Below are 15,924 nucleotides of genomic sequence, written 5' to 3'. Positions count from 1 at the left end.
CGAGCCTGGTAGCAGGTGCCGCGAATCAGGATCACCCGATCGGCAGACTCGTCTTGTATTTGACTTGCTTGAGGGTGACGCTGGAACGGATGTTGGCCACATGGGGAATGCGCGCCAGGCGGTCGACGATAAAGCGCTGCAACGCCTTGAGATCGGCAATCACAACCCGCAGCAGGTAATCCGAATCCCCGGTCATCAGGTAGCACTCCATGACCTCCGGGCAGTTGGCGATGGCATCTTCGAACAGATGCAGCGCCTGCCCCATCTGCTTTTCCAGACTGACCTGAATGAAAACCGAAACCATCAGGCCGACGGCCTCGGGATCGAGCAGGGTGACATATTCCCGAATGACCCCGGCGGCTTCGAGGTCGCGCACGCGACGCAGACAGGGAGCCGGCGATAAATGACAACGCTCGGCCAGTGCCACATTGGTGATCCGTGCATCTGCCTGCAAGCACTCCAGCAAGCGGATATCTGTCTGATCCAGCTTGAAACCGATTCGGTCATTGCTCATGAAAATCACTTTCCATAAATTTATTGCTCAACGATACGTACCAAGGAGGCAGTTCGCAACCACCGAACGCTATCGCCGATAGTATGGTTGCCATGTCGAAAAAGGATGTACCCGACACTTGGCGGTCTGCTTCACAATGAGCGAAACAAAGCGCCAGACCAAAGGAACCCCACCAACCGTTTGAGGATGACAACATGAAAACACCACCCCGTTTGATCCCGATAATTGCCGGCGCGACATTGCTCGCGTTACAGGCAGGCGGCGTCTTGGCCCAGGGCAATTGCCCGAGCGATCTCGACGCAGCAGGCATCGCAGCCCGGCATGCAGCACGTGAGGCCATTACGCCACCACCACCGATGAGCATGTCAGATGCCGAGTGCGGCCGCGAAAAACTGACGCGCTTCCTGGCTCAATCACAAGGCGGAATCGTCGGCTACAAAGCTGGCTTGACCAATCCGGCGGTGCAGAAGCGATTCGTTCATGACGCCCCGATCCGCGGCACGCTATTCTCGGGAATGATGCTCAAGGATGGCGCGGAAATTCCGGCACGATACGGTGCAAAGCCGATTTTCGAGGCCGACTTGGTCGTTGAAGTCGGCGATGCCCGGATCAATCAGGCGCTGACGCGCGCCGATGCCATACGCCACCTGTCGCGCATCTATCCGTTCATCGAGTTGCCTGACCTGATGGTCGACGACCCCTCCCGCCTTACCGGCGCCTCACTGGTCTACCTCAATGTCGTCGCACGCCTTGGCGTACTGGGCAAGCCGCTTGATATGGGCACCTTGCCATCCCCTCTCGATACGCTGGCCAACATGACCGTTCGCCTCGTCGACGAGAGCGGCAAGGAACTCGACTCCGCCAAAGGGTCGGCGATACTCGGCCACCCGATTGACGCCGTACTGTGGCTGATCCAGGACCTCAAACGCGCAGGCATCGTGCTGAAAAAAGGCGACCTGCTCAGCCTGGGCTCCTTTTCCAAACCGATGGCCCCCAAGTCCGGAGGCAGTGCCAAGGCAATCTACGAAGGCCTGCCGGGCACGCCATCGGTCAGCGTTCGTTTCCAATAATCTTTTTCCTGCCGCAACTTTCCCCCGCCCCCATGGCGGGGGTTTTTAAGCAGAATCCGCCTGCAGGCCGCCCTTGCCGCGAGGGCAGAACAACGCCGCTTTGCCGGCTTTTGGAATCCGTTGCTCCGCTCACAGACAAACCTTCGCCTGGCAACCGACATCCCCGCTCTATGCAGCCAAGGCCGATACGCGCATCGGGCCGGCAACGGCGCCGACAATCGGCAATCAGCAAAAATCCAGGCCGTGGAATTCTATTTATTGCCGACACGCAGTATTTTTTTATTTTATATTGCCAAAAACAACGATATAGCAACCCATATAGCAATATCCCAAAGTGCCTTACGGCCTATAGTTTTCTCCATCGACACACCGAAAACGGACAACGAGGAGAGAAAGCATGAGCACGGATTCGACGCAGCCCCTGGCCAACGCACAGGTGGACCATGACACCGAGGAAACGCAGGATTGGCAGGCCAGCCTGCAGGAAGTGATCGAGCGCGCCGGGGTGCCGCGCGCCGAGTTTTTGGTGGACCGGCTTATCGAGTCGGGCCGCCGGGCGGGTGGCCGATTCCACACCCGCCACACGACGCCCTACCGGAACACCATTCCGGTCGAGGCCCAACCGCCCTACCCGGGCGATATTGATCTGGAAGCCCGCATCACCGCCATCCACCGCTGGAACGCGCTGGCCATGGTGATGCGGGCCAACCAGGCGCACCCCGAACTGGGCGGCCACATCGCCACCTATGCCTCGATTGCCGACATTTTCGAGGTGGGCTTCAACCACTTTTTCCGGGCGCCGAGCGACGAGCATCCGGGCGATCTGGTCTACTTCCAGCCGCACGCCGCGCCGGGCGTCTATGCCCGCGCCTTCCTCGAAGGCCGCCTGTCGGAAGAAAACATGATGCACTTCCGCCGCGAAGTGTCCGGCGGCATCGGCAAGGGCCTGTCGTCCTATCCGCACCCGACGCTGATGCCGGGCTTCTGGCAATTCCCGACCGGCTCGATGGGCCTCGGCCTGCTCACCGCCATCTATCAGGCGCGCTTTCAGCGTTACCTGCAGCACCGCGAGATCATGCCGGCCAACGACCGCAAGGTCTGGGTCTATGTCGGCGACGGTGAAATGGACGAGCCGGAATCGCTGGCCGGCATTTCGCTGGCCGCCCGCGAACAGCTCGACAACCTCGTGCTAGTGGTCAATTGCAACCTGCAGCGCCTCGACGGCCCGGTGCGCGGCAACGGCAACATCGTGCAGGAACTGGAAACCCTGTTCGCCGGGGCCGGCTGGAACGTCGTCAAGTGCCTGTGGGGCAGCAACTGGGACGTGCTCTTCGCCCGCGACACCGAAGGTTGGATCCTCAAGCGCATGGCTGAGGCGGTAGACGGCGAATTCCAGAAGCTGTCGGCCACCGATGGCCATTACAACCGCCAGCACTTCTTCTCGCGCTACCCGGAACTGGCAGCGCTGGTCGCCAACATGTCGGACAAGGACATCGACGCCCTGATTCGCGGCGGCCACGATCCAGTGAAGATTTACGCCGCCTACGCTGCCGCCGTGAATCATCGCGGCCAGCCGACGGTGATCCTGGCGCAGACGACCAAGGGTTACGGCATGGGCGCTTCTGGCCAGGGCGCCAACACCTCGCACCAGACCAAGAAGCTGGCGCATGACGACCTGCGCCACTTCCGCGAGCGTTTCGGCCTGCCGCTGTCCGACGACGACCTCGACAACGCCCGCCTCTACCACCCGGGCGAGGACAGTCCGGAAGTGCGTTACCTGCAACAGCGTCGCGCCACGTTGGGCGGCTACCTGCCGCAACGCCGCCAGCAGGCGACGCCGCTCGCCCCGGCCACGCCCGACCTGTACACCGCCTTCCACGCCGATTCCGGCGAGCGGACCATTTCGACGACGATGAGCTTCGTCCGCCTGCTCACCAAGCTGATGCGCGACAGCACGCTCGGCCAGCGCGTCGTGCCCATCGTCGCCGACGAGGCGCGCACCTTCGGCATGCAGGACATGTTCCGCCAGTTCGGCATCTACTCGCCCTGGGGTCAGCGCTACACGCCGCAGGATTCCGACCAGCTGGCCTTCTACCGCGAGGACATCAAGGGCCAGATTCTCGAGGAAGGCATTTCCGAAGCCGGTTCGATGGGTTCGTGGATCGCCGCCGGTACCGCCTGGTCGCACAGCAACCAGCCGATGCTGCCGTGCTATATCTTCTACTCGATGTTCGGCTTCCAGCGCGTCGCCGACCTGATGTGGAACGCCGCCGACTGTCAGGCACGCGGATTCCTGCTCGGCGCCACCGCCGGGCGCACCACGCTTTCCGGCGAAGGTTTGCAGCACGAGGATGGCCAGAGCCAGATCTACGCCGCCACCATCCCCACCTGCCGCGCCTACGACCCGGCCTTCTCCTACGAAGTGGCGGTGATCGCCGAGGACGGCGTGCGCCGGATGATGACCGACAACGAGCACTGCTTCTATTACGTCACGCTCTACAACGAGAACTACGTGCATCCGTCGATGCCGGCCGGCGCCGAGGAAGGCATCCGCCGCGGCATTTACCTGCTGCGTTCGGCACCGCTCGATCACCAGCCGCGTGTGCAACTGATCGGCAGCGGCAGCGTGCTGCGCCTGGTGCTCGCCGCCGCCGACCTGCTCGAAAGCCGCTTCGGCCTCGCGGTGGATGTGTGGAGCGCGACCAGCTTCGGGGAATTGCGCAAGGACGGCATCGCCTGCGACCGCTGGAACCTGCTGCACCCGGCCGAAACGCCGCGCACACCGTATGTGACCGAACAACTGGCCAGCCGCAACGGCCCGGTGATCGGCGTCAGCGATTTCATGCGCGCCTACCCGGACCTGATCCGCAACTGGGTGCCGCAACGCTACACCGTGCTCGGCACCGACGGTTTCGGCCGCTCCGACACCCGTGTCGCGCTGCGCGATTTCTTCGAGATCGACGAACGTTACATCGCCCTTGCCGCGCTGAAGAGCCTGGCCGACGAAGGCACGATCCCGCGCACGGTGCTGGTCGATGCCATGGCGCAGTTCGCCATCGATGCCGACAAGCCGACGCCGCTCGGCCACGGGGAGTAAGCCATGAGCCAGATGATTGAATTGCGCGTGCCGGACATCGGCGATTACAAGGACGTGCCGGTGATCGAACTGCTCGTCGCCGTCGGCGACACCATTGCCGTCGATACGGCGCTGGTGACGCTGGAATCGGACAAGGCGACGATGGACGTGCCATCGACCGCCGCCGGGCGGATCACCGAAATCCTGATCAAGACCGGCGACCGGGTCGGCGAAGGCAGCGTCATCGCCCGGCTGGAAGCAGCCGATGCGACAGCTGCGCCTGCCGCCGTGAGCAGCGTGGCAGTCGCCGCGACCGCGCCAGCCGCTGCTCCCGCCACCCCGGCCCCGGTTGCCGACGCACCTGCCGCCCCCGCACCGGCAGCGAGTACCGTGCTGGCGCCGAGCGGTCCGGCCAACGGCCCCTGCGGCCCGTCGGTGCGCCGCCTGGCCCGCCAATTGGGCGTCGATCTCGCCAAGGTCGTCGGCAGCGGCAACAAGGGACGCATTTCCCAGAAGGACGTCATCGCCCACGTCAAACGGGTGATGACGTCCGGCGCAAGCGAAAGTCGCCCGGCCACTGCCGGCCCCGGCCTCGATCTGCTTCCCTGGCCGAAGATCGACTTCGAGAAATTCGGCCCGGTCGAGCGCCGCCCGAAATCGCGCATCCAGAAGATTTCGGCCGCCAACCTGCACCGCAACTGGGTGATGATGCCGCACGTCACCAATTTCGACGAAGCCGACATCTCCGACCTCGAAGCCTTCCGGCAAAAAATCAATGGCGAACTCGGCAAGGAGGCCGCCAAGGTCACCCTGCTCGCCTTCCTGATCAAGGCGGCGGTGCACACGCTGCAGGCCCATCCGACGTTCAACTGTTCGCTGGATGGCGAGGACGTGGTGAAAAAGCGCTACTGGCACATCGGCTTCGCCGCCGATACGCCAAACGGCCTGGTCGTTCCGGTGATCAGGAACGCCGACCAGAAGAGCGTGCTGCAGATCGCCGCCGAGAGTTCCGAGCTGGCGCGCCTGGCCCGCGAAGGCAAGCTCAAGCCCGAGCAGATGCAGGGCGGCACCTTCACGATTTCCAGTCTCGGCGGCATCGGTGGCACCGGCTTCACGCCGATCATCAATGCACCGGAAGTCGCCATCCTCGGCGTCACCCGGGCGGCGATGAAGCCCGTGTGGGACGGCCAGCAATTCGTGCCGCGCCTGACCCTGCCGCTCTGCCTGTCGTGGGATCACCGCGCCGTGGACGGCGCAGCGGCAGCCCGCTTCCTCGTGCATTTGGGCAAGCTGCTGGCGGATTTCCGCCGCGTCCTGCTGTAAGGACAGCCCGATGAGCCAGATTATCGAAGTCAAAGTCCCGGATATTGGCGATTTTTCCGATGTGCCGGTCATCGACCTGTTCGTCAAGGTCGGCGACCCCATCAAGGTCGACGATGCCATCGCCACACTGGAATCCGACAAGGCCACGATGGATGTACCTTCGCCAGTCGAAGGCACCGTCAAGGAAGTGCTGGTCCAGCTCGGCTCCAAGGTCAGCGAAGGTGCGCTGCTGATCAAGGTCGAAGCGGGTGCCGCTGCGGCGGCGCCGGCTCCGGCCGCGGCGCCTGCTGCTGCCCCGGCGCCTGCTGCAGCCCCGGTTGCCGCGCCGACCGCAGCCAGCCACAGCGGTACGGCCGATCTCGAGTGCGACATGCTCGTCCTCGGTGCCGGTCCCGGCGGCTACTCCGCTGCCTTCCGCTCGGCCGACCTCGGCATGAAGACCATCATCGTCGAGCGCTACGCCACCCTGGGCGGCGTCTGCCTCAACGTCGGTTGCATTCCGTCCAAGGCACTGCTGCACGTCGCCGAGGTCATTGAGGAAGCGCAACACGCCAGCGACCTCGGCGTCACCTTCGCCGCGCCGCAAGTCGATATCGACAAGCTGCGCGCCCACAAGGACAAGGTCGTCGGCAAGCTAACCGGCGGTCTGGCCGGCATGGCCAAGGGCCGCAAGGTCGACATCGTGCGCGGCTATGGTTCCTTCCTCGATCCGAACCACATCGAGGTCGAAGTCACCGATGGCTCGGGCCAAGACAAGACGGGTGCCAAGAAGGTCATCAAGTTCCAGAAGTGCATCATCGCCGCCGGTTCGGCGGCCGTGCATCTGCCCTTCATCCCGCGCGACCCGCGCATCGTCGATTCGACCGGCGCCCTTGAACTGCGCTTCGTGCCGCAGAAGATGCTGGTCATCGGCGGCGGCATCATCGGCCTGGAGATGGCCACCGTCTATTCCACCCTAGGCGCCCGCGTCGATGTCGTGGAAATGATGGACGGCCTGATGCAAGGCCCCGACCGCGATGCGGTCAAGGTCTGGGAAAAGCAGAACGCCAGCCGTTTCGACAAGATCATGCTGAAGACCAAGACGGTTGCCGTCGATGCCAAGGAAGATGGCCTCTATGTCACCTTCGAAGGCGAAGGCGTCTCACCGGAACCGGTCAAGTACGACATGATCCTGCAGGCCGCCGGCCGTGCGCCGAACGGCAAGAAGATCGGCGCCGAGAAGGCGGGCGTGATCGTCACCGACCGTGGCTTCATCAATGTCGATGCCCAGATGCGCACCAACGTGCCGCATATCTTCGCCATCGGCGACCTGGTCGGTCAGCCCATGCTCGCCCACAAGGCGGTGCATGAAGCCCACGTCGCGGCCGAAGTCGCGGCTGGCCACAAGGCGGCCTTCGATGCGCAGGTCATCCCCGGCGTCGCCTATACCCATCCGGAAGTGGCGTGGGTCGGCTATACCGAGGAGCAGGCGAAGAAGGAAGGCCGCAAGGTCGAGACGTCCAAGTTCCCGTGGGCAGCTTCCGGCCGTGCCATCGCCAACGGCGCCGACTACGGTTTCACCAAGCTGATCTTCGATGCCGAGACGCATCGCGTCATCGGCGGCGCCATCGTCGGCCCGTCGGCCGGCGACATGATCGGCGAGGTCTGCCTGGCTATCGAGATGGGCTGCGATGCCGTCGATATCGGCAAGACCATCCACCCGCACCCGACCTTGGGCGAAACCGTCGGCATGGCCGCCGAGGTTGCTCACGGCACTTGCACGGATGTGCCGCCGCCGCGCAAGAAGTAAGCGTACAGAGCCTCTGCGATGCGCCACGGGGTCTCCTGGCGCAAGGTTTGGGCGACGGCTAGCGCCGTCGCTCCTTTTTTGTCGAACCGGCAATTCATCACACCGGAAACGCCGCATAGCGCGCAGAAAGCAAGCCCATGCACCACATCGTTTATCTCGAACGCAGCACCATCATCGCCGATGTACGCCGTCCCAACTTCCCCCACAGTTGGTCGGAACATGCCATGACCAGCCCTGGCGACATGCTCGAACGTCTGAGCGCTTGCACGATTGCGATCGTCAACAAGTTGCCGCTGACGCGCACGCTGATCTCTGCCCTGCCAGGATTGCAGATGGTCGCCGCGCCCGCCACCGGCACCAATCACATCGACCTGGATGCCTGCCGCGAACGCGGCATCGTCGTATCCAACGTGCGTGACTATGCCGGCAGCGCCATTGCCGAACATGTTTTCATGATGATGTTTGCCCTGTCGCGCAACCTGCTCGCCTATCGGCAAACGCTATCCGAAGGTGGGTGGCAGCGTTCCGACCAGTTCTGCCTGTTCGCTCATCCGATCAGCGACCTCGACGGCGCGACGCTCGGCATCATCGGCCATGGCAGCCTCGGCCGCAGCGTCGCCAAGCTGGCCGGGGCGTTCGGCATGCGCGTGCTGCTCGCCGAACGCAAGGGCGCGCCTATCGTTCGTCCCGGTTACACGGCGTTCGACACCGTGCTGCGCGAAGCCGACGTGGTCACGCTGCACTGCCCGTTGAGCGACGAAACTCGCGGTCTGATCGGCGAAGAGGAACTGTGGGCGATGCGCCGCTCGGCGCTGCTGATCAATACCGCGCGCGGCGGCCTGGTCGACGAGGCAGCCCTGATCCGGGCGCTGGACGAAAAGTGGATCGCCGGCGCCGGCTTCGATGTCGTTACCGTCGAACCACCACCGGCAGGCCACCCCATGCTCTCGCCCAGCCTCCTCGGCCGGCCGAATTTCCTGCTGACGCCGCATATCGCTTTCGCCAGCCGCGGCTCGATGCAGCGTCTGGCCGATCAACTGATCGACAATATCGAAGCGTTTGCTGCCGGAAAACCGCTCAACCGGGTCGCCTGACATGCCTTTCTAGGCTCATCGTCACAAGGCGTTGCCCCGAAGCGCCCAATCAGAAAGCAAAAAGCCCGGTCTTGATAACCGGGCTTTTTGCTCGAATTTGGTGGCCTGGGGCGGAATCGAACCACCGACACGCGGATTTTCAATCCGCTGCTCTACCAACTGAGCTACCAGGCCAAGAGAGGGCGCATTATAGCGGGGAGACGCTGCTTCCGCAACACTTGCGCGCATTTTTCATGCGCTTCGCTATCCATGGCGCTCAGGTGCCGATGGGAGGAGACTGACGGTATAGCTCGGAAAAGTCATCAGGCAGCGGCGGGGGTGCTGCCGGCGGGTGCCAGACGGCGAACGAAACGCGGGCGATGGCGCCTTTTCCAGTGGGATTGGGTAGCAGGCTGGCCTTGGTGTCATGCTGCATGGCAATTTCCTGAACGATGGCCAGACCCAGACCACTTCCTTCCGTTCCGGCATCGTCAACCCGGTAGAAGCGCTCGAACACCATTTCCGCCTGCTCTTCGCTGATGCCGATCCCATCGTCCTCGACCTCAAGCAATACCATGTTCTGATTGGCGATGATACGGCAGGTGACGTGCCCTCCGGATTGGGTATACCGCAGCGCGTTGTCGATGAGGTTCTTGGCCAGTTCGCTCAGCATGAAGGGATTGCCCATGATCATGGCCGGCCCTGGTGATTCGTAACCTAAATCGATGTTTTTTTCGATGGCGATCATCACCCAGTCGGCCACCACATCGCGAATCAAGGCGGAGAGATCCAGCACTTCGTGTTTTCGTTGGGCCAGTTCCCCGCCCTCCGTCCTCGCCAGCGTCAGCAGCTGGTTGACCAGCCGTCCGGCACGATCCACACCGGTAGCAATTTGGCGCAGGGCATGGCGCAGGGCCTCGGGATCAGTTTCGCGAATGGCGAATTGGGCCTGAGTCTTAAGGCCGGTCAACGGGGTTCGCATCTGGTGCGCGGCATCCGCAACGAAACGCTGTTGCGCTTCGACGTTGCGCTGCATGCGGGCCAGCATTTCGTTGAACGCTTCGACTAGAGGCTCCAGTTCTTCGGGCACCCGGCGCGTCGCAATGGGCGACAGATCGTCCGGCTCGCGGGCATCGATTGTCTGGCGGAGCCGGGTCAGCGGTCGCAAGCCACGAGACAGGCCGAACCAGACCAGCATCACGGCCAGCGGAATGATGATGAACTGCGGCAGGATGACACTGGCGACGATCTTGTTGGCCAACTGACTTCGTTTTTCCGTTGTCTCGCCCACCTCGACGACAACCCACTGCGCCCTCGGCATGCCCGGCTCGCTCAGATAAGTGTAGGCCAGCCGTAAATCCTGCCCCTTGTAATCCGCGTCGCGCAGGAAAATCTCCCCATAGCCTGCCTCTCCGGAAGGCACGGGCACGATGGCCGGCAAATCCTTGTCGCCCGCCAGCAATTTGCCATCCATGGTGCTGACCCGGAAATAGACACTGTCCGTCTCGTCCGCCCGGAGCAGTGCGCGTGCGGACGCCGGCAACGACAATTGCGCCTTACCGCCCACCAGCTTGACTTGGCGCGCTATCGCCGAGACATGCTCGCGCAAGGCCTGGTCATACGGATAGTTGGCGACGTTGTTGGCAAAGTAGTGCGTAAACGCGATGCTCAGCGGCCAGACAAAAAGCAGGGGGGCGAGCATCCAGTCGAGAATCTCGCCAAACAGCGACCTCTCGGTTTCCGACGTGGATGACGAGGGGTTATTCGCCTTGCGGTCGCTCAAGGCAGTAGCCCAGGCCACGGACGGTTGCGATCTTCACGCCGCCGGGTTCGATTTTTTTGCGTAACCGATGGACGTAGACTTCGATTGCGTTATGACTGACTTCCTCGCCCCAACCGCAAAGATGGTCGACCAGTTGGTCCTTGCTGACCAGGCGCCCCATCCGGCTGAGCAGGACTTCCAGTAGGCCGACCTCGCGCGCCGAAAGGTCGAGCGCCTGCCCCTGAATCTGCGCCACCCGACCGACCTGATCGTAGGTCAGTGCACCGCACTGGATAGTTGGAGAAGTACCGGCCGAGCGGCGGGTCAGCGCCCGTACCCGGGCCTCCAGTTCCGCCAACTCGAATGGCTTGACCATGTAGTCGTCGGCACCCAGATCAAGCCCCTTGACGCGGTCACCGGTTCCGTCAAGCGCAGTCAGGATCAGCACCGGCACCTGGGAGTTACGCGAGCGCAGGCGCTTGAGCACCTCCAGGCCCGAGAGTTTGGGCAAACCCAGATCGAGAATCAACAGATCATAGGACACCGTCACCAAAGCGGTATCGGCATCGACCCCATTGGCCGCCCAATCGACGGCATAGCCGCCCTGGCGCAACGAGCGGGAAAGACCGTCAGCAATGATGGTGTCGTCTTCAGCGATAAGAATGCGCATTTTCGATACTCGCCCTTGACGGCGTAAGATTTCTGTAAGGCAGCCCGCCTATTCTGACCGGGCTGTTCTCCTTTTATGGTCTTCGGAGTATGCGGTTTCACCGCTGCTCAGGGGGTCGCCCGATCCTGCACTGGGCAACCCCCTACCGTTTTTTTCCCCTGCAAAACCCCTACAGTCTAACAAAGAAACTGCGCTTCCAATTCCGCAGCGCACAAGCACGCCCACAATCTGAAAAAGCGAGCGTCAATATGCGCGCACCGCAAAAAGAGAACGAAAAAAAGCCCGGGAAACCCCGGGCTTTTTGTTTGTTGCAGTCTCGCTTAGTGAGCCGAAGCGGCGGCAGCACCCAGACCGGTTTCCGAACGCAGCTGTTGCGACGGATACAGAGCACGTTCCTTCTTGGCCTGTTCGGAGTTGTCCAGAATGGACACCAGCCAGATCGTGAAGAAGGCAGCGGTCATCGAGAAGATGGCAGCGGAGTTGTACGGGAACCAGGCGGAGCCCTTCGGGTTGTGGAGGACAGCCTCCCAGACCGATGCAGAACCGATGGTCAGCACGGCAGCCAGGATCAGACCAACGAAACCGCCGACCACGGCACCACGGGTGGTGCAGTTCTTCCACAGCACGGACATGAAGAGGACCGGGAAGTTGGAGGAACAGGCGATGGTGAAGGCCAGCATGACCATGTAGGCAACGTTTTCCTTCTCGAACATGATGCCGAGAACGATGGCGAGAGCACCCAGAGCCAGGGTAGCCATCTTGGAGACGCGCAGTTCCTGTTCGGACGAGCAGTTCTTGTTGAACACGGAAGCGTACAAGTCGTGCGACACGGCGGAAGCACCGGACAGGGTCAGACCAGCAACCACGGCCAGAATGGTGGCGAAGGCCACGGCGGAGATGAAGCCGAGGAACAAGTCGCCGCCAACTGCCTTGGACAGATGCACGGCAGCCATGTTACCGCCGCCTTTCAGGCCCTTGGCCAGTTCGCCGCCAACGTAGAAATCGCCCGGGTTCTGAACCAGGTTGGTAATGGCGCCGAAACCGATGATGAAGGTCAGGATGTAGAAGTAGCCGATCCAGGTGGTCGCCCAGGCAACCGACTTGCGGGCTTCCTTGGCGTTCGGCACGGTGAAGAAGCGCATCAGAATGTGCGGCAGGCCAGCGGTACCGAACATCAGCGCCATGCCGACAGAGATGGCGGAGATCGGATCCTTGATCAGGGCGCCCGGCGCCATGATGGCTTCCTTCTTGGTATGCACGTCGACCGCCTTGGCGAACAGGGCTTCCGGCGAGAAACCGAATTGCAGCAGAACGGCCACGGCCATGAAGGTGGCACCACCGAGCAGCATGACGGCCTTGATGATCTGCACCCAGGTCGTCGCGGTCATGCCGCCGAACAGGACGTAGGCCAGCATGATGCAGCCGACGAGGATTTCAGCGTAGAGATATTCGAGACCGAAGAGAATCTTGATCAGCTGACCGGCACCGACCATCTGCGCAATCATGTAGAAGGCGACGATGACCAGGGAAGCGGAAGCCGCGAAGACGCGAACCGGAGTCTGGGCGAAACGGTAGGAAGCCACGTCGGCAAACGTGAACTTGCCCAGGTTGCGCAGACGCTCGGCCATCAGGAAGGTGATGACCGGCCAGCCGACCAGCCAGCCGATCGAGAAGATCAGGCCGTCAAAGCCGTTGGCGAACACGAGACCGGAAATACCGAGGAAGGAAGCGGCCGACATGTAGTCGCCGGCGATGGCCAGACCGTTCTGGAAGCCGGTGATGCCACCGCCACCGGTGTAGAAGTCGGCAGCCGACTTGGTGCGGGCTGCGGCAACCTTGGTGATGTACAGGGTGAAGCCGACGAACAGGCCGAACATGACGATGGCCGTCCAGTTGGTTGCCTGCTTCTGAGCCTGGCCGAGATCGGCGCCGGCAGCATAGGCACCGCCGGCAAGCGCCAGTGCGGCTACAGCGGAGAGAATGTGCTTGATGGACATGTTACTTCTGCGCCTCCTTGATGATGGCTTCGTTGGTCGCATCGAACTCGGTGTTGGCGCGACGGACGTAGATCCAGGTCAGGACGATGGTGAAAACGATAACGCCAACGCCCAGCGGAACGCCGAGGGTGGTCACACCGGCGCCGATCTTCTGTGCCAGCAGTTCCTTATCGAAGGCGACCAGCAGGATGAAGCCGTAGTAGGCAGCAGCGCTGATGATGGCCATGATGATCGAGTATCGATTGCGCATGGCAATGAACTCGTGGAATTTCGGATTCTTGGTAATCCGATCAAGTACGTCTTGCATTGATTTGCTCCTCAGATTTTGTTTATAGAGGCATTGCTGCGGAGCGTAATTTAGGCTTGGCGTCTTACGCCTAACTTACAGGGCGTAACGCGTTTCTCAAAAGTTAATTCAAGGCCAAAAAACCTTGGGAGAGCTCGGGATTTCGTCAGCACAAAAAGAAAAAGCCCCGCACGAGGCGAGGCTTTTTGCGTAAGCGCAAAGGCTCAGCAGGACATTACATACCCATGCCGCCCATGCCGCCCATACCACCCATGCCGCCCATGTCAGGCATGCCGCCGGCCGGCTTGTCTTCAGCCAGTTCAGCAACCATGCACTCGGTCGTCAGCATCAGGCCGGCAACGGAAGCAGCGTTTTGCAGCGCGGTGCGGGTGACCTTGGTCGGGTCCAGCACGCCCATTTCGACCATGTCGCCGTACTCGCCGGTAGCAGCGTTGTAGCCGTAGTTGCCCTTGCCGCGAACGACCTTGTCGACCACGACGGACGGCTCGTCGCCGGCGTTGCCGACGATTTCGCGCAGCGGGGCTTCGATGGCCTTCAGGATCAACTTGATGCCGGCGTCCTGGTCGTGGTTGTCGCCCTTCAGCTTGGCGATGTTGGCACGGGCGCGCAGCAGGGCGACGCCGCCGCCGGCGACGATGCCTTCTTCAACGGCGGCACGGGTAGCGTGCAGCGCGTCTTCGACGCGGGCCTTCTTTTCTTTCATTTCGACTTCGGTGGCAGCACCAACCTTGATGACGGCAACGCCGCCAGCCAGCTTGGCAACGCGCTCCTGCAGCTTTTCACGGTCGTAATCGGAGGTGGCTTCCTCGATCTGGATACGGATCTGCTTGACGCGGGCTTCGATGGAAACGGCTTCGCCGGCACCGTCGATCAGGGTGGTGTTTTCCTTGCCGATTTCGACGCGCTTGGCTTGGCCCAGATCCTTCAGGGTAGCCTTTTCCAGGGACAGGCCGGTCTCTTCGGAGATGACGGTACCGCCGGTCAGGATGGCGATGTCTTCCAGCATGGCCTTGCGACGGTCGCCGAAGCCCGGAGCCTTGACGGCAACGGTCTTCAGGATGCCACGGATGTTGTTGACGACCAGGGTAGCCAGGGCTTCGCCATCGACGTCTTCGGCGATGATCAGCAGCGGACGGCCGGCCTTGGCGACTTGTTCCAGCACCGGCAGCAGGTCGCGGATGTTCGAGATCTTCTTGTCGAAGAGCAGGACGAACGGATTGTCGAGGAGGGCGATCTGCTTGTCCGGATTGTTGATGAAGTACGGGGACAGGTAGCCGCGGTCGAACTGCATGCCTTCGACGACGTCGAGTTCGTTGTTCAGGGACTTGCCGTCTTCAACGGTGATGACGCCTTCCTTGCCGACCTTTTCCATCGCGTTGGCGATGATGTCACCGATATCGGCGTCGGAGTTGGCGGAGATGGAACCGACTTGGGCGATTTCCTTGGTCGTGGTGCACGGCTTGGAAATGCTCTTCAGTTCGGCGATAGTGGCGGCGACGGCCTTGTCGATGCCGCGCTTGAGATCCATCGGGTTCATGCCGGCGGCAACGTACTTCATGCCTTCGCGAACGATGGCCTGGGCCAGCACGGTGGCGGTGGTGGTGCCGTCACCGGCGATGTCGGAGGTCTTGGAAGCGACTTCCTTGACCATCTGGGCGCCCATGTTGGCGAACTTGTCCTTCAGTTCGATTTCCTTGGCGACGGAAACGCCGTCCTTGGTGACGGTCGGGCCGCCGAAGGAACGCTCGAGCACAACGTTGCGGCCCTTGGGGCCGAGGGTGACCTTGACGGCATCGGCCAGGATGTTGATGCCTTCGACCATGCGGGCACGGGCGGAATCGCCGAATTTGACTTCTTTAGCTGCCATTTAAAACTCCTGAATTAATCTGTTTGGAAAGTCGTCCGACCGCTTAGGCCTGGATGACGCCCATGATGTCTTCTTCACGCATGACCAGGACTTCCTGACCATCGACCTTGACGGCCTGGCCAGCGTACTTGCCGAACAGGACACGGTCGCCGACCTTGACGTCGAGGGCGGCATGCTTGCCGTTCTCGTCGCGCTTGCCCGGGCCAACGGCCAGGACTTCGCCTTGATCCGGCTTTTCGCCAGCGGAATCCGGCAGGACGATACCGGAAGCGGTGGTGCGTTCGGCTTCAACGCGCTTGACGATCACGCGGTCGTGCAAAGGACGGATATTCATAAAACAGACTCCTGAAAATGAGTTGCAACAAAACTGAAATTGGCCGGCCGCGTCATGTACGGAACCGGGAACCCGGCAGGCAATTTATTAGCACTCGCCAAGGGTGAGTGCTAATAATAGGGACGAGACAAGTAGATTTCAA

The 15,924-nt window shown here is 61.9% G+C and carries 12 protein-coding genes and 1 tRNA gene; 5 read left to right on the top strand and 8 right to left on the bottom strand.

Annotation, left to right across the window (positions count from 1 at the left end):
* Positions 1-31: 31 nt before the first annotated feature.
* A complete protein-coding gene (locus tag AB6Q56_RS21110) occupies positions 32-514 on the bottom strand; it encodes an Lrp/AsnC family transcriptional regulator (RefSeq protein WP_434514974.1) in 483 nt (160 codons plus the stop codon).
* 194 nt (positions 515-708) lie between these two features.
* Here AB6Q56_RS21110 and AB6Q56_RS21105 point away from each other — a divergent pair, with 194 nt between their 5' ends.
* From AB6Q56_RS21105 to AB6Q56_RS21085, 5 genes are all read left to right on the top strand, one after another.
* Positions 709-1,584, top strand: coding sequence for a 2-keto-4-pentenoate hydratase (locus AB6Q56_RS21105; protein ID WP_434514973.1), 876 nt, complete (start codon positions 709-711; stop codon positions 1,582-1,584).
* Positions 1,585-1,981: 397 nt separating this feature from the next.
* Positions 1,982-4,681, top strand: coding sequence for a pyruvate dehydrogenase (acetyl-transferring), homodimeric type (gene aceE / locus AB6Q56_RS21100; RefSeq protein WP_434514972.1), 2,700 nt, complete (start codon positions 1,982-1,984; stop codon positions 4,679-4,681).
* A 3-nt stretch (positions 4,682-4,684) separates the two neighbouring features.
* The gene (aceF, locus tag AB6Q56_RS21095) at positions 4,685-5,983 is read left to right on the top strand and encodes a dihydrolipoyllysine-residue acetyltransferase (protein ID WP_434514971.1); all 1,299 of its coding nucleotides are present in this window, start codon (positions 4,685-4,687) and stop codon (positions 5,981-5,983) included.
* Positions 5,984-5,993: 10 nt separating this feature from the next.
* On the top strand, positions 5,994-7,772 hold the full coding sequence (lpdA, locus tag AB6Q56_RS21090) for a dihydrolipoyl dehydrogenase (RefSeq protein WP_434514970.1): 1,779 nt from the start codon (positions 5,994-5,996) through the stop codon (positions 7,770-7,772).
* A 137-nt stretch (positions 7,773-7,909) separates the two neighbouring features.
* Complete coding sequence (locus AB6Q56_RS21085; RefSeq protein ID WP_434514969.1) at positions 7,910-8,866, top strand: D-2-hydroxyacid dehydrogenase; 957 nt, start codon at positions 7,910-7,912, stop codon at positions 8,864-8,866.
* Between the two features lie 98 nt (positions 8,867-8,964).
* Here AB6Q56_RS21085 and AB6Q56_RS21080 read toward each other — a convergent pair.
* The 7 genes from AB6Q56_RS21080 to AB6Q56_RS21050 form a co-directional block, all read right to left on the bottom strand.
* Positions 8,965-9,040, bottom strand: a tRNA-Phe gene (locus AB6Q56_RS21080).
* Between the two features lie 82 nt (positions 9,041-9,122).
* Positions 9,123-10,628 (bottom strand): sensor histidine kinase N-terminal domain-containing protein, encoded by a 1,506-nt coding sequence (locus AB6Q56_RS21075; protein ID WP_434514968.1) that lies wholly within the window; start codon positions 10,626-10,628, stop codon positions 9,123-9,125.
* Entirely contained in the window at positions 10,606-11,277 is a 672-nt protein-coding gene (locus tag AB6Q56_RS21070) for a response regulator transcription factor (RefSeq protein WP_295007671.1), read from the bottom strand. The genes AB6Q56_RS21075 and AB6Q56_RS21070 overlap by 23 nt, the downstream gene beginning before the upstream one ends.
* 320 nt (positions 11,278-11,597) lie before the next feature.
* Positions 11,598-13,274 carry a cation acetate symporter gene (locus AB6Q56_RS21065; RefSeq protein ID WP_434514967.1) on the bottom strand — a complete coding sequence of 559 codons (1,677 nt, stop codon included), beginning with the start codon at positions 13,272-13,274 and terminating at the stop codon, positions 11,598-11,600.
* Between the two features lies 1 nt (position 13,275).
* Positions 13,276-13,581, bottom strand: coding sequence for a DUF485 domain-containing protein (locus tag AB6Q56_RS21060; protein WP_434514966.1), 306 nt, complete (start codon positions 13,579-13,581; stop codon positions 13,276-13,278).
* A gap of 214 nt (positions 13,582-13,795) precedes the next feature.
* Entirely contained in the window at positions 13,796-15,448 is a 1,653-nt protein-coding gene (groL, locus tag AB6Q56_RS21055) for a chaperonin GroEL (protein WP_150428058.1), read from the bottom strand.
* 43 nt (positions 15,449-15,491) lie between these two features.
* Positions 15,492-15,782, bottom strand: a complete 291-nt coding sequence (locus AB6Q56_RS21050) for a co-chaperone GroES (RefSeq protein WP_434514965.1) — start codon at positions 15,780-15,782, stop codon at positions 15,492-15,494.
* Positions 15,783-15,924 lie beyond the last annotated feature (142 nt).

It is taken from the genome of Dechloromonas sp. ARDL1 (assembly GCF_051122455.1).
GTDB lineage: Bacteria > Pseudomonadota > Gammaproteobacteria > Burkholderiales > Rhodocyclaceae > Azonexus.
The sequence above is the reverse complement of the archived record's forward strand: the minus strand, read 5'-3'. Positions and strand labels throughout refer to the sequence as shown.